At 35.6% G+C, this 18,849-nt stretch carries 10 protein-coding genes; 5 read left to right on the top strand and 5 right to left on the bottom strand.

Features of this window, described 5'->3' with window-relative positions; genetic code table 11:
* Positions 1-22: 22 nt before the first annotated feature.
* From TERY_RS24670 to TERY_RS02810, 3 genes are all read right to left on the bottom strand, one after another.
* A complete protein-coding gene (locus tag TERY_RS24670; protein WP_011610437.1) occupies positions 23-3,061 on the bottom strand; it encodes a Calx-beta domain-containing protein in 3,039 nt (1,012 codons plus the stop codon).
* A gap of 221 nt (positions 3,062-3,282) precedes the next feature.
* Positions 3,283-5,064 carry a GmrSD restriction endonuclease domain-containing protein gene (locus tag TERY_RS02815; protein WP_011610436.1) on the bottom strand — a complete coding sequence of 594 codons (1,782 nt, stop codon included), beginning with the start codon at positions 5,062-5,064 and terminating at the stop codon, positions 3,283-3,285.
* Between the two features lie 708 nt (positions 5,065-5,772).
* On the bottom strand, positions 5,773-6,762 hold the full coding sequence (locus tag TERY_RS02810) for a ribose-phosphate pyrophosphokinase (RefSeq protein ID WP_370497378.1): 990 nt from the start codon (positions 6,760-6,762) through the stop codon (positions 5,773-5,775).
* 1,084 nt (positions 6,763-7,846) lie between these two features.
* On the opposite strand from TERY_RS02810, the gene TERY_RS02805 reads away from it, so the two are divergent.
* The 3 genes from TERY_RS02805 (at position 7,847) to TERY_RS32190 (ending at position 11,415) form a co-directional block, all read left to right on the top strand.
* On the top strand, positions 7,847-8,302 hold the full coding sequence (locus tag TERY_RS02805) for a GatB/YqeY domain-containing protein (protein WP_011610434.1): 456 nt from the start codon (positions 7,847-7,849) through the stop codon (positions 8,300-8,302).
* A gap of 1,008 nt (positions 8,303-9,310) precedes the next feature.
* Positions 9,311-10,978 (top strand): DUF3352 domain-containing protein, encoded by a 1,668-nt coding sequence (locus TERY_RS02800; RefSeq protein WP_011610433.1) that lies wholly within the window; start codon positions 9,311-9,313, stop codon positions 10,976-10,978.
* Between the two features lie 272 nt (positions 10,979-11,250).
* A complete protein-coding gene (locus TERY_RS32190) occupies positions 11,251-11,415 on the top strand; it encodes a hypothetical protein (RefSeq protein WP_011610432.1) in 165 nt (54 codons plus the stop codon).
* A 294-nt stretch (positions 11,416-11,709) separates the two neighbouring features.
* Here the strand turns inward: TERY_RS32190 and TERY_RS02795 are convergent, their stop codons facing one another.
* The gene (locus TERY_RS02795; RefSeq protein WP_155994269.1) at positions 11,710-12,261 is read right to left on the bottom strand and encodes a hypothetical protein; all 552 of its coding nucleotides are present in this window, start codon (positions 12,259-12,261) and stop codon (positions 11,710-11,712) included.
* Between the two features lie 841 nt (positions 12,262-13,102).
* Here TERY_RS02795 and TERY_RS02790 point away from each other — a divergent pair.
* Positions 13,103-14,119 (top strand): cyanophycinase, encoded by a 1,017-nt coding sequence (locus tag TERY_RS02790; protein ID WP_370496504.1) that lies wholly within the window; start codon positions 13,103-13,105, stop codon positions 14,117-14,119.
* A 113-nt stretch (positions 14,120-14,232) separates the two neighbouring features.
* Here the strand turns inward: TERY_RS02790 and TERY_RS02785 are convergent, their stop codons facing one another.
* Positions 14,233-16,674 (bottom strand): FG-GAP-like repeat-containing protein, encoded by a 2,442-nt coding sequence (locus TERY_RS02785; protein WP_011610429.1) that lies wholly within the window; start codon positions 16,672-16,674, stop codon positions 14,233-14,235.
* Between the two features lie 597 nt (positions 16,675-17,271).
* Here TERY_RS02785 and TERY_RS02780 point away from each other — a divergent pair.
* Positions 17,272-18,660 (top strand): NB-ARC domain-containing protein, encoded by a 1,389-nt coding sequence (locus tag TERY_RS02780; RefSeq protein ID WP_011610428.1) that lies wholly within the window; start codon positions 17,272-17,274, stop codon positions 18,658-18,660.
* The last annotated feature ends 189 nt before the right edge of the window (positions 18,661-18,849 follow it).

The raw sequence follows: 18,849 nt of genomic DNA, 5'->3' as shown, positions 1-18,849 counted from the left end.
GCAAATTTGATATAGTCACCAATTAAAACTCAACAATATTGACACTCAAATTATATTTAGTTCTACTACCTCCCACTGGGACAACTTTCAAATAATAAACACCAGACTCTAAAATAGTTTCAATTTCCTTTAAGTCACCTCCCTTATTTGACTGATTAAGTAGACTTTCTTCTTCATCGTATAATTTAATGCCCAAATCTTGAACAAAACTATCCACAAAAATACTTACCGAACCCTCTTTCTCTACCTCAAAGCGGAAATAATCCTCCGTATTGCGATTCACAGGGCCAACAGTAAACCCAATCTTATCAACGACTGAAATAGGCTCCCGGGAAAGAACTCCTAGATCAATAGCATCCTCAAAAACCTCTGGTACTGGTCTGTCATTATCTTCAATTATACCTACTCCCTTTCTATCTGAGAACTTAGCATTTTTAGCACCACTGAGTTGTACCTGAAACTTCTCATTATCTTCATCCTGGGTATCTCCCAAAATCGGAATATTAACTATCTTTTTCGTCTGCCCAGGCTTAAATGTCACCACCCCACTTTTCTTCCGATAATCTTCTCCAGACTTAGCGCTGCCATCTACTGTAGAGTAATTAACTTTTACCATTTTCTGACTAGCACTATCCAACTCGACTTCAAATTCCATCCTTTTCTGACCCCTATTTCCTTCAGTCACTTTAGCATCTCCGATAGATATTTGGGGCATTATTTCATCCTTGGGAACCGCTTCATCATTATCCCGAATCATACCTACTGCCTTCTTATCTGAGAACTTAGCATTTCTAGCACGACTAAGAATTACCTGAAACTGCTCATTCTGTTCATCCTCAGTATCTCCAAAGATCGGAATATTAATTATCTTTTTCTTCTGCCCTGGTTTAAATTTCACAACCCCTCTTTTCTCCTGATAATCTTCTCCAGACTTAGCGCTGCCCTCAACAGTTCCATAATTAACCCTTACTGTCTTACCGCTAGGGTTGTTCAACCTCACTTCAAATGTCATCTTTTTCTGACCCCTATTTCCTTCAGTCACTTTAGCATCTCCGATAGATATTTTCGGAAGTGGGTCATTATCAAGAATAGTTCCTATAGCTTGTGCATCTTTAAGATTTGCATTTTGGGGGCTACTGAGATTAAGTTTAAACTTTTCCTGAGCTTCGTCACGCCTATCTCCCAAAATAGGAACCGTTATAGTTTGTTGCGTTTCTCCCGGTTGGAAAATCAGAGTCCCTTTGGCCAGTCTATAGTCTTGATTAACTTTTGCCGATTGATTAGCTGTAGTATAGTTAACTTTAACTATTTCATTACTAGGATTGTCTAAAATTACTGTAAATTCCGCCGTTTTATTTCTGTTGCCTTCCTTAATTTTCGTATCAGAGATAGTAATGTTAGGGACAGTAGTGATAGAAGTTTGGTTAATCAAAATAGATACGTTCCCTGAAAACTCATTCGCCACAGCCAAATCAGCAATTCCATTTCCATTAAAATCTCCTATTGCCACTGACTCTGGTTCATCTCCCACGTCAAAATTAGTAGGTGGACCAAAACCACCATTTCCATTTCCTAATAATATTGATATATCATCTGAATTCTCATTTGCCACAACTAGGTCAGAAAAACCATCTCCATTAAATTCTCCTGCCGCTATTGAAGTCGGCTCATCTCCCGCCCTAAAATTAGTAGCTGAGCCAAAACTACCATCACCAGCTCCTAGTAAAACTGATATATTGTCTGAAAAATAGTTTCCTACAGCCAAATCTAAAAAACTATCTCCATTAAATTCTCCTACTGCCAGAGAACTCGGTCCATCTCCCCCATCAAAATTATTAGCTCGCCCAAAACTACCATTACCCCTTCCTAATAGTATCGATACATTGTCGGAAAACTTATTCGCCACAGCCAAATCAGGAATATTATCTCGATCAAAATCCCCTACTACTAACGACTCTGGTTCATCTCCCACATTAAAGTCAGTAGCTAAACCAAAACTACCCTTACCTTCTCCTAATAACACCGATACTTTATCTGACCATGGGTTAACCACAACCAAATCAGAAAAGCCATCTCCATTCAAATCTTCTACTACCACAGAACGAGGTGAATCTCCCACATCAAAATTAGTTGCTGGACCAAAGCCACCGTCACCCTTTCCTAGTAAAATAGACACTTGACCTGATGGGCCACTTGTTACGACCAAATCAGAAAAGTCATCTCCATTAAATTCTCCTACTCCTACTGACCAAGGTCTATCTCCCACATCAAAATTAGTTGCTGGGCCAAAACTACTGTAAGCTTTTCCTAGTAAAACTGATACATTATCTGAGTTCTCATTCGCCACAGCCAAATCTAAAAATTCATCTCCATTAAATTCTCCTACTGCTACCCAGTTAGGTCTCTCATCTACCTCAAATGGACCAAACTCCTCAAAATCTATCTTCTGAGTAGCCTCAACTTCAACCAAAACACCCCATACCCTAATTTCTCGAAAATCATCCTCAGCCCGAAGTTGTAAAACCTCCGACTCATCTAACGTCTCTCCTCTCACCAAACGTCGGAATAACTCACCTTCATCTCCAGGAGAGTCCGACTCAGGCAACTGGGGGTCCAAATGATGCCCCAACTCTTCCAACAATACACCAGATAGATCTGACAAGACCTGCTCTTTTGCTTGAGCAGTTCCACCTAATAAAGAATCAGCCAAATAAATCTCACCTGTCAAAGGGTCATATGCACCCACCGCTGGATTCATGTCTGCTGCGGACAAGACTTGAATACCAGGCAAATTTTCCCCAGTCAGAATATCTTTGATGTTATCTTTGACCAAATCCACATTTACTTTTTCATCAAAGCTTATTTCAATATTGGCCTTAAACTCTGGGAGCAAGATAAAGTCAACTAATTCGTCTTTGACCTGAGACCAGGCAGTTTCTATGAGGGGACTTGCGACTTCAGGGTCCAGGTTTAGACCAGTATGATAGTTAATTTCTAGTGGGAAGAGGCAGTCTTTCTCCCCGGGAGAGTATGGAGTATTATTTTGGAAGTCCTCGTCCATTTGCCATAATTGGGTTTAAGGTTTGATTGATAATTAATGTAGATTATAGTTGCTTTGCTGGAATTTGGGAACCCATTACTAGCTTTTTCCCAGAGAATAATTTGGGAATACATATCTTGCCCTTTATCCTAGTTATTTTGTAGATTTTAGATAAAGTAGCATAGTAGACCTTTGCTAATTAAACCATACTATAAAGAGTTTTTCATAAAATAAGTTGGAGATTACTCAGGAACATCCCAAACTTTTTTAGCTAATTGAGTTAAAATTTCTTGACGAGTTTCTATTGCTTGAGAATCCCATTTTTCAAATGTCTTTAAATCCTTGACAGCCAAATTAATAGTTGTATTGTTTCCCACCGAAATTTCTTCAGCAATAGTTCTAGTTAACAAAAATCTAGATTTTGTATAACCTAATTTTTTCTCAGTAAAACTAGCATTTAAAATAGCAGATTTAATAGAACTTTCTAACAAAGTCATATTTCCTAAACGTTGACTATAGTTTACTATTTCAGTAGGTTTATCAAAATCAAAAACTACTTCTTTTGTAGGGTTTTCTGATAAAATTTGTTCTACTTCTAATTTAAAAACATAGTTTCTTAAATCATCAATTCCTCCCACAGTTCCCCAGGCCATTTCATCTATATATTGTGTTATCTTTGCCAAAATATATCGAATTTGATATAGCTGTAATGATAATTTATTCAGTCGATAGAACGTATTTTCAAATTTATCAGCTACTCCCTGTTTGCTAGGAATAATTTCCTGAGCAATAAAAATATCATAATCCTCTTGTGAACTAATTGTACGTAACTCACTTGCCCACTTAATTATCATGCCATCAAATGCTTTTTTATGGCGATCGCTAGTTAACATTGCCAAAAATAATAAATTCTCTATCTGTCTACAGAGATCAACAAAACAAGCTTTAGGCAACTTATCAACAGCTAAAAGTAATATTAAATGCTGCCTAACATTTATACTAAGATTTCTAATATTTACCAAATACCGATTAACAGTACCATCAACATTATTACCTATTAAAAATGCTACATAAGCTTGAGCCGAGCTCAGTAAATTATTCACAAACTGAATCGGTTCAGTCTTATATCTACAAATATGTTCATTATTTAGGAACCAATCATAGACTTCTTTTTCCAAAATATAGTTCCCATCTTTTGCGTATTTGGCTAATATAAAATAGCGCAAAAAACGCATGGGTTTTTCTTGATGATTATAAAGCAAGTCTATCATTGTTTTCCATTTTACTTTGATTTGATCATAATCTGTTGATTTAGCTTTAGTAAAAATTAAATTTTTGAGTAAATCCATATCATCTAGGGCTAAACCACGATGATTTAGAGTTGAATATATTTTCAAAGCATGAGAAACACTAGCTGTTTTGACTCGAATTAACTTAACATTTTTAAGAAAATATGCGTAAAACTTTTTGATATTAAAAACAACAAGTTCATCTACTTGAAAATATTGGTAAAGAAAACTTCTAATTTCAGTATAAGCATTCTGAATATTTTTAACAGAGCGAGTTGGACTAAGAGTCTCTACACTTGCTTGTAGAGCTATATTTTCTAGTATTCCTCGACTTTCCTGATATTGTAGTTCTACTTTGTGTCTAAACTGGTCATTACCCCAGTTATCCGTATACAAAGCAGCAATCTTATTTTTTAATGCTTCAATAGGTTCATTAGGATTAATAGTTAATAGATAATCCCGAATTGCACATAGTACAAGGTAAGCAGTAGTAATTCGTTGCTGGCCATCAATTATTTCATAAAATTTTTCCCCGCGACCACAAACAATTATACTGCCAATAAAATACTCAGGGTAAGAGTTTTGAGTTTGTTCAGAAAATTCTTCATAGATGTCTTGAATAAATTCATTGACTTCTTTTTGTGTCCAAACATATTCGCGCTGGTAATCAGGAATAACATAAAATTCATCAAATAACTTTTCTAAATTCATGCCTTTAGATTCAATAGTTGCCATATAATTACCTCAATAGCTTTAGTATCAAGTCTCATTAATTATCCAGAATAAAAATATTTTTCTCATATCAATTTATCTCAATTCCCTCAATTTTTTTTCACAGTGGTTATTCAAAGAGAAATGATAAAATATTTTATCCTTAACAATGTTTTTAAATAAATAGGAATCAAAAGTATCGTGAGTATAAGTAATATTAAATCCAGTAGCATACGTATAATTAGATAGTTAATTAGGAGATAGATTATTTGTATATTTTAGACTTTTTTATAGCCCATAAAACTGTAACCCACAGATGTCTAACAAGACCTATAAACAGTAACAGTAGAATTGCCGAAGCAAACTCTACTGTCAACTAATTAACCTTGCAAAAGTTTAATCTCTATTAAATATTTCTCAACATTTCATACTGACTATTCTGACCTCCTAATATATAGAATAGGAAAAAACATATAGATTAACTGAGATTTTCTCTTGGCTGAAGGCACGGAGATTTATACTGAGCCGTAGCTCTCAAGTGGGTTGACGTTTTATTGGTTGCTGCTATCTTGATGACGGTAGTTCTTCTCTTCCCTCCAGGTACGTTTAATGTCTCAGATAGTCCAGCCGTGATATAATACTATAGTTTATGTCTTCCCACTATAAACTCAGGTTTTGCTTGCTTATGGGCGAGGGAATAGAGACCCAATTTTGCGGTAAACATAGCTAATTCTAGCGAAACATACTACTAACTGAAGTGTCTTCGTGAATACGCCAAATAGTCTCACCCAATAAATTTGCTGCTGAAAGAACTATTAGCTGAGGAAAAGAATTTTCCTGATTGAATGGGATAGTATTAGTAACAATTACCTCTTCAAATATTCCATTTGAAAGGCGCTCAATAGCTGTACCGGAAAATACAGCATGAGTAGCACAGGCATAAACTTGTCGTGCCCCTTTTTCCCGTAATAGTCGCCCACCTTCACAAATAGTCCCAGCTGTATCAATCATATCATCTACTAAAACAGCAGTTTTGTCCTTAACATCCCCTATCACATTGAAAACTTCTGCTACATTATGAGCTTGGCGACGCTTATCAATAATTGCCAAAGGAGCATCATTTAGCTTTTTTGCAAAAGCTCTAGCTCTTGCTACTCCACCTACATCGGGAGAAACAACAACAATATCAGATAAGTTTTTACTTAATAAGTAATCTAAAATTACTGGTAAGCCATAAACATGATCGAAGGGAATATCAAAATAACCCTGAATCTGAGCTGAATGTAAATCCATTGCTAGAATACGACTAGCTCCCGCCTCAGTAATTAAATTGGCCACTAATTTCGCTGTAATTGATTCTCTTCCAGCAGTTTTACGGTCTGCCCTAGCATAACCATAGTAAGGAATTACTGCGGTAATTTGTCTGGCAGAAGCACGATGACAAGCATCTATCATTATCAACAATTCCATCAGGTTATCATTAACTGGGTGACAACTAGGTTGAATTAGATAAACATCACAACCTCTAATTGATTCCTGAATTTGAATGTATAGCTCTCCATCAGCAAAGTGCTTACGTACCATTGGGCCTAGATCTAAACCTAGGTATCTAGCTACTTCTGTAGAGAGAGGAACGTTAGCAGAACCTGAAAACAGTCTTAGTCGATTATGATCGTTAACAATAGCAGGTATAGGAGCCTGTATTGGTAAAGTCGCATGGATCACGGCAACCCCTTGTAGAACCTTTATTCATGGTGATCTTATCATCTTAAAAGCAAAATATCTCTCCGTGTTTTTGTTGATAAAAACATGATTTAATCTTCAATACACTGTTCTTTGCCTACTTAATATAAATTTTATAATTGAATGTTTAGTAATAAAATTCAATAACTCTTTGAAAAAAGCAAAATTTCTTAAACAAATATTATTTTTCTGACCAAATTAAGATTTATACTAAAGAAACTTATTAATTTATTAATTTTTATGCTGATGGGTTAAAACATGATTAAAGAGGTCCAGGAAAGAAATTAGACAAAAAGAAAAACTCAATAGATTACCCATTAAATCTATCTTGACAAGCTACTAGTTGTTTTTAGAAATACTTCTTTATTTAATAAATATCCTCAGAGAATACTGTGGAAAATATAACCTCTTTTTGCGTTATGCAGATTTAATCTGCATAGTATCACTGATTACAGTTAGGGCTGTTTCAGCCATTGTCTTATTGTTTGAGGATAAGACGCTTGTTTTTTTTGGAGGCTCTTTCCTGCCTCGCTTCTTTCAATATAACAACACCAGCGTCCATTTTTTAATTTCCCTTAACTTAATGAACAGCTATCTATTTTGATGCTTTTTAGTTCTTCGTTGCATGGGAGTCTTCCCTTGCTAAAATAATTTACTAACTCTACAAGTTCCCACTTCAAGACCCCACTTTACTTTTTATCTTTTCTTAAGGAATTAACCAAATTTTCGAAAAAATATTTTTAAGGCTATATAATTATATGTCAAGACTTTTAAAAGCTTTTATTAAGGTTTTTAGTTAATTATTGCTACTTTAATTAATTAGCCATAATAAAAATGCTTTTCTCATATCAATTGCTCCCTATTCCCTACTATCTAAAGTTTTTTTTGTTGGGTATTTAAACAGATATAATACAGTATTGGTTTTACAGACCTATTAACGTGGAACACGGGCTTTTCAAATATACTGGGGTAAAATGTTACACTTAAATTTTTTAAATGCTTTTTGTGGAACATTCCTTATTGAAAAGCTAATAGCTAGTTCATTTTGCTCAGGATAGGAATTATGAGTTTAAAGGATAAGATTACAGAAGATATTAAAGCAGCTATGAAGGCCAAGGAAAAGGTGCGTCTGGAGACAGTTCGTAGTATCAAAAAAGTTATTCTAGAGGAGGAAGTAAATGCTAGGGCTGCCGGAAAGGAGTCTTTGACAGAAACTCAAGAAATGGACATACTAGCAAGGCTGGCCAAACAACGTCGGGATTCTATAGAGCAATATACTCAAGTAGGTCGTCAGGAACTAGCAGATCAAGAAGCAGCAGAATTGGCTATTATTGAGGAATATCTGCCAAAACAGTTATCTGATGATGAAATTGCTCAGGTAATAGATGAAATTATTGTCCAGGTGGGTGCTAGTTCTGCTAAAGATATGGGTAAAGTTATGGGCCCGGTAATGCAACAGTTGAGGGGTAAAGCTGATGGTAAAAAAGTTCAAGAAATTGTTAAGACTAAGCTAAATTAATAGTTGGTTAATAGATAGAAGTTGAGAGTATACTTTTGAATAGCTGTGGCTTTATAAGACTGATTATTATTGCTGCAAGAACTATTGCTATTGTCATAATTAACCTCTGCAAAACGCCTATCCCTTGATTAGTATTTTAGGTCAAGGGAGATTTTTTCCTAACTATTTAAGGTGGTTTTAATGGACTGTGCGCCTAAATTAATTTATTCCCTAACAGATAAATGCTAATATAGAAGTAAAGTCTCAAGAGCTATTTTTGAAGTAAGTGGCAATTCTCTCCAATTCAATGTCCCCAAATTCCTAGATTTAGAGCTACCTTACCAAGAATATTAATGTCTATTCCTTTGACTTGATGACTACTACATTTAATTTAAAACTTATCTAACTATATTATAAGAGTGTCATAGTTTGTTCTCACTAAATACAAGTACTGATGTTTAAGAGACAAACTTTTTTTCATATACTTTTTTCCAGAAACAGTCTTTTAATGCGCTACATTTTTTTGAGATTTTGTCAAGTATTACCTAAAGAAAAATGTTTATAAAGCATAGACCCCTATAAAATTAGAGAAAGTCAAAAGTTAGAAGTTAAATTTGTAGGAGATTACTAGTATTATTCAGTCCAAATATGAGTGATAAAATCTTTTATAGCGGTTATCTTAAGCGTAGAAGTCAAAAGTCAAAGGTTAGAACTTAATGGACTAGAGTAAATTATATTTGTAATACCATTTGAAAAAATGTTCAATGAAGATATTATTATCTATCATAAATGTTGCCCTAAGGACACTCCCTTTATAATTTTTGATTTAACAGTGAGAGTGTCAATCCAGTTTTCTATAGCAATTAAAGCACAGGTTAAAACAGTTCTAAATTATCAAGCTCAGTAATAGATTATTTTTGACTTTTGTATTTTGGACTTTTACCTTGCCCATAGCCCTTGTTTGGTAAAAATATTAAATATTATTATCTTTATGCCAACTTCTAATCCCTAATTTCTACTTAGCTAAGAATGAAAAAGCAAGATAAAATCTTACCTTTAACCATAATAGGATCAGCCATATTAATAATTGTCGGTAGTGTCACCGCCTACATGGGAATGTATAGGAAAGAAACAGTTAAAAATTTACCTGTGGGTGCTGAGGTTCTCCCCCAGGATACAATGATAACTTTACATGTTTCTACTGACTATAATCAATGGAAAAAATTACAAGAGTTTGGTACTTCTGAGTCAAAAACTGCTTTCCAAAAGTTTTTAGGGAATTTGCGCGATCGCTTCCTAACTACTTATGGTTATAATTATCAACGAGATATTAAACCTTGGGTAGGCAAGGAAGTAGCGATCGCTTTCTTACGCCAATCTACTCTTGAACCCAGTAACGAAAATATCCCCGGTTCTTCACCACCCCCTCCGGCTCAACAAGCAACTATGGTGGTATTGCCGATCGCTGATCCAATTGCAGCTAAAAAAATTTTAGATAAACCGCCCTCTCTTAATGAAGGTAAATTAGTTAAACGTACCTACAGAGGTATTGAAATTACAGAAACTCAAGAAGTAGCTAGCCAAGATTTTTCTGTAGCAGCATTGGGAGAAAAATTTTTGGTGGTTACTAATTCTCCAAGGGCAATAAACCGAGTGGTTGATATATATAAAGGAGACAATTCTCTAGAAAAAGCTCCGGGTTTAACTCAAGCAATTAATAAATTGGAAACTGCTCCATCTTTTGCTAAGGTATATGTGAATATCCCTGCTGCTGCTGCTTATACCTCTAGTAAATCTGTTACTTCTCTTTCTGAGGAAAATCTCAGACAATTTGAGGATAACCAGGGAATAGCAGCAACTTTAAACTTAGTTCCTGAAGGTATAAATTTAAAAGCAGTTTCTTGGCTTAAACCTAATAGCCAGAAAAAGTTTACTGTAGAAAATAATGCTACAGAAATGTTAGATAAGGTTCCTGGAAATGCTTTAATGATGCTATCTGGCAGTAATTTACAGCGAATGTGGTCTGATTATGTTAAGGGTGCAGTGGCTAATCCCTTAGCACCTATTAACCCAGAGACATTACGTCAAAACATGAAAAATGCAACTGGCATGGATTTAGATAAGGAATTTATCAACTGGATGGGAGCAGAGTATTCTCTATCTTTACTGCCTGTTTCTAAAGATAAGAAGCAGTTACAAAAATTTTTTGCGGGGTTTGTGTTTATGGTTAAGGCAAGCGATCGCCGTGTAGCTGAAGACTCTCTGAAAAAATTAGATCAAGTGATGAAGAGGAATAAATTTCAGGTAGGTGAAGCTATTGCTAGGGGAAGACCTGTGGTAAAATGGACTTCTCCATTTGGTGGGTTTACTGTAGTTCGTGGTTGGTTGAATGGGAATGTAGTATTTTTCACTTTAGGAGGATCTGTGGAAAATCAAATATTGCCTGCTCCGACAAATTCTATGGCGGAAAGTGTATTTTTACAAAAAACCCTCCCATTAGAGAGAGAAGCTTGGAATGGTAATTTTTTCATTGATATTAGTCGGACTTTCAGCAAAAAAAATCTTTCTCTTCCCCAGTTACCTGCTAATCAAAAAATTTGGGTAGATGGTATTGAGTCTATTGGAGTAACATCTATTATCCTTAATAATCGCACAACTAATTATGATGTGTTTGTGAAATTGAAAAAACAAAAGTAGCTATAGCTTTATGAGGAAGTCAGATTTTTCTTCTGACTGTACCTCCGCAATCCAATTTTTCCTCTAAGACAATTCTCAAAAACTTTCCTCGACTTGGAATTTTTCTTTCTAAATACTGTTTATTTACATAATTTTCTTGTTAACAAACTTCTGTGATTTATCTAGTTATTTTTACTAACTTAACATGGGTAGCATTGCTACAAAAAAATTAGATTAAAGGGAAAATATTTTGAGAAATTATTGTCAATATTACTTCTATTTATGATTTTCCTGTGACTAAAGAAAGTGCAACTTTTGTGGTAGGAAATCCAGAAATAGTAGCAAATATTATTGGGCCAACTGAAGCTTATGCTCAACTCAAAAAAGATGATAATACTTTAGTATTCAGCTTTCTTGGAATTAGCCAGGAAGCTCTCTGGATGTGGCCACAAAGATAAAAGTTTTGTAGTAAAAACAAGTTAAAACACTCATACAACTGAAAAGTGCTACTGGTAAAACAAGCTTTTAGGAGGTATTGCTTTTTCCTTTAATGGGCTAAGTTATCAGTCTACAAAGCAGAAATCATCAATTATCTTACTTTTGCTTCCTGATTTGTTTTCGGCTCCTGTCAGATAATTGAACAAGAAGAACTAGCAAGGATAGTCGGTCAATTTGTTTTAGCTAATAGAGCGCCGAAGCACAATTAGGAAAGAGTTTTGAAATTTTGTTTTCACATAAGCTACCACCCTCAATTATCTTAAGGCATTTGCCCGCTCTTGTCGGAACGTAGGTCTTTGAGTAAGATTCATAGGTACTTTCTTCTTGGCCTTTTCTGTTCCCGTACCTTTATAACTTTCAAAGACTAATCTACTATTGTCCTTTCCCTCTTTTTGTTCCTGATTTATATTCACTGCTTTGTGTTTTTTCGGTGTATTGTTATTATTACCAATGCCAATACTAACTTTCTCTTTGGTCTTCATCTTTTTTGCTGCTTTTTGATCACCTTCGTAGCAAGACGTTAGTTTTACATTTTTTGTCGGTTTTTTGGGTCTAAGTTTTTCCTGATTCTTTTTCAGCTCTTTTTCTTCTTTTAGTGCATCACTTACTATGTTGCTATTCATGACTTTGTCAAGTTCCTCTTTAAAAGGAATGTAAACATTACCATTATCCTTAATAATAGTTATCTTTGTGCTTTTTGTTGTTTTTTGATAGCCTTGGTAGTAAGGTACTATTTTTATATCTTGTGACATATATTTTTTATATTTATTATAAAGTTGATGGGTGAGAAGAGTGGCAAGTATCAAAACTGCTCAATTCTTATTTTTTCGACAAAGCTTTACTTTTTGCAAAGAGTAATATTAGTTCTTATTTTACAAAGCTCATGTTTACTGTTTGCTGCTAGTATGCTGACAAATTTTCTCATCACGTGTCTAGAATAACATTTTTATGTCTATTTTAGCTATAGTATTTATACTTAAGTATTTATATTTAAGTATTTATATTTAAGTATTTATGCTTATTTTTTTCCCTCCTGTCTATTATTCATGAGCTTTCCTTCTTTGTGTCAGAGTTCCTTCCTTATCTAATCTAATTAATTACTAAAAAGCTTTGAAATTATGACTCTTGACTCCTAACTTCAGGCTTATAACTGCAATCAAAATATACTATCAAAATATGCAAACTAATTAATTTTTATAAGTGGCTGCTGAAGAAAAATAAATTAGGTAATCTTGATAAATGATGAGTCTTTACATTGAATATATTTCTGATTTTTGGACTTATTAATTAAGGTTAATGGTGCTTTGATAAACTTTCAATATACGGTTTTTATTGCTGAAATGAATATGAATAAAAAACTTGTCACAACTATTATATATCAAATTGTATAAAATAGTTTTCTCTAAATATTTTTCTTTTAATCTTCCCTTCAGATAATGGGAATTGCACTATAAATATTAACACTAAAATTTAATTTTTATAAATTATTTCTAATTACTAGATTACAAATTTTTGGTTAAATTTTGGTTATCTTTAAGTAAAAAAAATGAATGGTGAAAATAGTTGATGATAGCTAATGATTGAAATAAAATTATCTTAGTATTAGTATCTAGGAATCTATTGATGAGGTTTCTTTTCTTGTTAAATTTGTTTTTAACTTCTTTATTTAACAAATCACTAAAAGCAACATTAGTTTTATTCTTAATAGTTGCTACAGTATTAGTTTTTCTTCCCCAGGTAAAAAGCTACGGTTATTTAGAGAACAATTCTGCTGATCTTGGTCTACAACATGCTGGTCCAGTTTACGATCTAGGTGGTGGTGGTCGTGATGTGGACGAAGCAATTCAGTGGATGATTAATGAAGTCCGAGGATGCTATTCTTGTGAGAAGAAAGTAGATGTGGTTATAATTCGTAACTCCGGTAGTGATGCTTATAATGAAGCAATTCTGGCTATGGATGGGGTAAGCTCGGCCAAGACTTTGATTATTTCAGATCGAGAGGAGGCTACAAGAGAGAATGTTGTAGAAGATATTGAGGATGCTGAAGTAATTTTCTTTGCTGGTGGCGACCAGTGTCAATATTTGCGGAACTATCTAAACACGGGAGTTGATGGAGCTATTAAATCTGTCATTGCTAGAGGTGGAGCAGTTGGTGGGACTAGTGCTGGAGCAATGATTCAAAGTGATTTTGTCTTCAATGCTTGTTCTGATAAAGTTATCAGTGAAACTGCATTGGAAAGTCCATACGAGGATATTACTCTTAATCAAGATTTTTTTTATTGGGAGAATTTGCAGGATACTATTATAGATACCCATTTCTCTGAACGCGATCGCATGGGTCGGTTGATGACGTTTGTTGCTCGTTTACTCAGGGATGGAAGGGCTTCTGATGCTTTAGGTATTGGTGTTGATGAAAATACTTCCTTAATTGTGGATCAAAATGGTTTGGCCGAAGTAGTAGGGGTAAGAGATGGGTTTGTTTATTTTGTCTCAGGAGACCATCTGCCAGAGAAATGTGAACCTCAAACTCCACTAACTTTTAGTAGGTTTAAAATTTGGAAAAGGGGAAATGGTGAAACTTTTGATTTGAGAAATAGAGCATTAAATGATGATTATTATGAGGTTAGTGTTGAGAATGGAAAAATAGATTCAAATCCTTATTAAAGAAGGAATTCAACAGTAGGAGCGTTTCATAAATTAGGGACGCTGCATGCAACGTCCCTACAGAATTATCATTTGACCCCAGTTTCTACTATTAGAATTTCTAGTATGGACAACTAATTTTCAATTAAAAAGTCGCTATCTGTTAGAGCGGGTCTGCCGAGCAACTTAGCAAACTGCCCGCCACCACCAAAACCGGCGTCGCTACCGTTGGGGTTGTAATACAAGTTGCCGGTAGATGAAACGTAAACAATTTCGGCGCTACTGCTGGATGCTGCAGAGTTGTTGGTGACTATCTCAAATTCGCTGTCATTGCTGAAGCTTTCACCGGCTGTGCTATCTAAGCTTGTGAATGTTGTTTTATCTAAGATAATTTTATCGGATCCTGGGGCAAAGTTAGCTATTCTGTCTTTGCCGAAGGTTTTTCTGTTAAAAGCTTTGCGACTACTATAGATAAATTTGTCGTCACCGGATCCACCATTTAGTAGGTCGTTGCCACTACCCCCAATTAATTCATCGTCTCCACCGCCTCCTAATATGGTATCGTTACCACTGCCGCCGGTTAGGATGTCCTTGCCATTATTGCCGATCAGTCTATCCCTTCCGCTGCCACCATTGAGTTTGTCATTGCCTCCACCACCGTTGAGTTTGTCATTGCTGCTGCCACCATTAAGTATATCGTTGCCTCCACTACCATCAAGTCTATCTCTTCCGCTACCACCGTTGAGTATGTCATTGCCTCCACCACCGTTGAGTTTGTCGTTACCGCTGCCACCGTTGAGGCTATCGTTCCCTGCTTCACCAGTAAGGGTGTCATTGCCACTGTTGCCATCTAGGCGATCGTTTCCGCCTCCTCCTAATATGGTATCGTTACCACCACTGCCTTTTAAGTTATCTTTACCACCAACACCGTTGATGAAGTTGGCTTTGTTATTTCCTTTGAGGGTGTTATTTTTGTTGTTACCGATGAGGGATGTATTTAGTATCACTGAGATATTGGAAGAGTCTCTATTGGGCACCACAATATCCAAGTCATTGTCACTATCAAGGTCGGATAACTTTAAAATTCTGGCGTCAGCGCCTCCTGTAGGAAGATCAATAGGTGAAGCAAATTTAGCTTTCCCTTTTCCTAAAAACACTAAAACATTATTTGAGCTATTGTGAGCTACCGCAATATCATCAAAACCATCTTTATTTAGATCAGCTACAGCCACACCATCTGGCGCATCGCTGGCATCAAGTAAGAGAGGGTTCTCAAAGGTACCATTTCCATTACCTAATAGGATAGAAATATTGTCTGACTCCTCGTTAGTGGTAACCAAGTCAATGAAGCGATCGTTATTAAAATTACCTACTTCCACATCACCAGAATTTCCACCTGTATTATATTGAGCAGGAGTAGAAAAACCGCCAATACCGTTGCCTAAATAGATGGAAACATAAGAAGTCAAACCGCCACCAATGGCTTGAACAGTGGCAAGGTCTAGGATCGAATCCTGATTAAAATCCCCTTTAGCTGACAACCAAGCACCTGTCGCCTGAGTTGTTAATTGATTAAAGTCACCATTCCCATTTCCTAGCAGCGTAATGATGCTATTTCCTCTAGACTGGGTTGTAACTACTATATCTTGATTTCCATCTTTATTAAAGTCTGCTACTTGAATTTCAGTAGGAGCGCCTATTCCGGCAAAGGTTTGAGGAGTTAAAAAACTACCCATACCATCAGCTAAAAAGACTGATACAGTATCTTCATCAAAGTTACTAACAACAATATCATTAAAGCCATCTTTATTGAAGTCACCGATATTGACGCCAGTAGGTCCATCTCCTGCTGGAATGCGGGTAGCTACTTCAAAAGTACCATTACCTTTACCTAAAAATATAGAGACATTATCTGACTCACCATTGCCAGTCACAACATCAGGAATGTTGTCGTTGTTCAAGTCTCCTGTTTTTAAGTAGATAGGTTCAAGTCCACCTGTAGGATAAGTAGTAGGTTCACCAAATGTCGCTAATACCCCCGGATAACTTTCCACCACTTCTGGTAACAAAGCTAACTCAGAATTAACCTGACCGATAAAAGTATCTAACTCCCAACTGCCATCTAACTGTTGACTTCCTACCCGGTGGGTTGAGGCAGCAATATTTGCTCCTGTTAATTGATGCAGTCGAGCTAATAAAGAATTAACGGTATTGTTGGAGAGACCCGCCACTTGACAAGCATATAATAAAATATCCTCTACATCCCACTCTGCTAACAAATGGGAATATCCTTCCATAGTAGGGGCAGTAATAGGGGTTTTGCCTAAATATAAAATACCCGGTTCGCCGTGACAAACAATTTGTAAATTACGGGCGGGATATTTCGATAAAGCTAGAGTAATTTGAGGAATAGCATCTTCCTCCCTATCTATAATTACAGCTTTAACTCCGGGTTTAACTCCTGTAAGTAATATTTGAGAGTTATCAACTCGGGAGTCGATCGCCACTAAAGTTTGAGGTGGTGGAGCTAGGCAGGAAGCCTCACCGACCGAACAATTTTTGGATAAATTCAGCATAGTTTCCCCTATCTATTTTGTTGGCAATTTGTTAATAAGTAGGTAGACAAAAAGATTTACACGTTAAATTACCTGGAGAACATATTTATTGTGTCTTAGGGTGTATAATTAATTTTTACCTGCTACTTAGAAACACTAACTCGCGCAAAAGTAAAATACTTGTTACACAGTTTAGTTAAGCATTTTATTGGTAAAACTTAATATTGTCAGTAGAATAAAGTTGGATTTAGTAGGTAATTTATGAGGTTGAGTTTTGCCCTACTAAGCAGGAAAAAGTTATGTTTAAGGAAACGGTCATATCAGTTTACTTAACAAATAGGAAAAACTAAGTTTATCCAAACTTTAAACTTTCCAAATAAACAAACAATTTCAACTTTTATGCCCTTGTATTATTTTCATTTTTTCCATTTAAATAAACAACTTTGATCATGAGCACCCCAGTTAGTATTAATTTGATAAGTCTTGTCAGAAAATTTACTGATTAAATTAGTATAAGTCTTGCCTAAGATCTTTAAAAATTGCTACAGTTGTCGAAGGTAGCATAAAGTAGGATATAGTAATCTCATCCACCACATCTACCAGACTCACTAAACTCTTATGGAATTCCAAGAATTATTAACTTGGGCAGAGCAGCAGGTTTTGGCCCACACTGGAAAACCTTTAGACGACCTCCAAAAAGCTATTTTGTGTGGCACCTGGGAACGTGAAAAATACTCCCATATCGCTAAGTCCTATCATTGTACTGAGGTTCATGTAAAAAAGGTTGCTTCTCTCTTGTGGAAAACACTCTCACAAAGTTTAGGAGATGGAAAACAAATAAATAAATCAAATTTGCGTTCGACATTCCAAAGGTGGCGAGTTTCAAATATCTCACATTTCAGAGATATCCCACATATCAGTCATGTCAGCGTCTGCGGAAACACCTCATATCGACCAGCAGTTATCAAGCAACAACAGAGCGATCGCTTTCAACCCCCAAATAACAGCAAACCCCATATAGATCGCTCCGAAGCACCAGACCTAGAATATGATTGCGATCGCCCCGCAGAACTGGCTACCCTAAAAAACCTGCTCCTCAAAAAACGGAGTCGTCTAGTAGCCATTTCCGGAATTAGCGGCATAGGGAAAACAGCGATCGCCCTTCAATTACTATCCCAAATAGAAGATGAATTCGACCATATAATATGGCGGAGTCTTCGCGGTGCCCCGACTCCAGAAACTACCCTCAAATCTTTAATTCAATTTTTTGATCAAACTTTCCAAAGTCGCAAAAATCAAAAAGAAGAAGAGCAACTATCTTTAATAATAGAATACTTACGAAATAACCGCTGTTTAATCATATTAGATGACCTCCATCAAGTTTTAGAAAAAGATAAATTAGTTGGTCATTATCAACCGGGATACGAAAGTTATAAAAACCTGTTTGAAACCATTGCTGAACTATCCCATCAAAGCTGTATAATTTTCAATACCTGGGAATTACCCCTAGAAATTCTCAATTTAAAAAATAAAAATGCTCCTGTTTCCTACTTACAACTAGAAGGTTTGGGAAAAGCCGCCAATAAAATTTTACAACAAGCAGATTTATTAGATCAAGAAAAATGGTCCGAATTAATCAATATTTATGGAGGCAACCCCCACTGGTTAAAAATTACAGCAACAGGTATCAAAGATTTATTTGGTGGCAGGGTAGGAGAATATTTGCAGTACAAACCTCTATTTTTAGCAGAAGAATTGACAGTTATCTTAAAACAACATTTAAGTCGGCTATCGGAATTAGAGAGTCAAATTTTACTACAAATTAGCCATCAAAAAGAACCAGTTTCCATATCTTGGTTGCAGGAGGGAAGCGATCGCTCCTATTCCAATATTTTGAATGCCATTATGTCTTTAGGAAAGCGATCGCTACTAGAAAAAATTGAAGTGCAAAAATCGACTCTATTCGTCGTCAAACCGATTTTTCAAGAATATTTGCTACAGCAATAACCAAGTCAAACTGTGACTTATTTACCTCTTCGTTGTTGCTCCAATACCTTACAGCCTTATTTCTAATAAACTGTGCCCTTATCATAGCCTCATCCAATAATTTATATTGACTTTATATCCTGACCTCCAGCCAAAAACCTTGAAACTGTAAGTATTCAACCAGAAACCATATAAAAGCTCAAAGCCAGA

This window comes from Trichodesmium erythraeum IMS101 (genome assembly GCF_000014265.1).
Taxonomy (GTDB): Bacteria; Cyanobacteriota; Cyanobacteriia; order Cyanobacteriales; family Microcoleaceae; genus Trichodesmium; species Trichodesmium erythraeum.
This window is presented reverse-complemented; position numbering and strand designations above follow the sequence as displayed.

What these genes read in the sequence shown, in the direction of transcription:
- TERY_RS24670 (WP_011610437.1), bottom strand. Translation starts at nt 3,061, where the DNA reads ATGGACGAGGACTTCCAAAATAATACTCCATACTCTCCCGGGGAGAAA.
- TERY_RS02815 (WP_011610436.1), bottom strand. Translation starts at nt 5,064, where the DNA reads ATGGCAACTATTGAATCTAAAGGCATGAATTTAGAAAAGTTATTTGAT.
- TERY_RS02805 (WP_011610434.1), top strand. Translation starts at nt 7,847, where the DNA reads ATGAGTTTAAAGGATAAGATTACAGAAGATATTAAAGCAGCTATGAAG.
- TERY_RS02800 (WP_011610433.1), top strand. Translation starts at nt 9,311, where the DNA reads ATGAAAAAGCAAGATAAAATCTTACCTTTAACCATAATAGGATCAGCC.
- TERY_RS02785 (WP_011610429.1), bottom strand. Translation starts at nt 16,674, where the DNA reads ATGCTGAATTTATCCAAAAATTGTTCGGTCGGTGAGGCTTCCTGCCTA.
- TERY_RS02780 (WP_011610428.1), top strand. Translation starts at nt 17,272, where the DNA reads ATGGAATTCCAAGAATTATTAACTTGGGCAGAGCAGCAGGTTTTGGCC.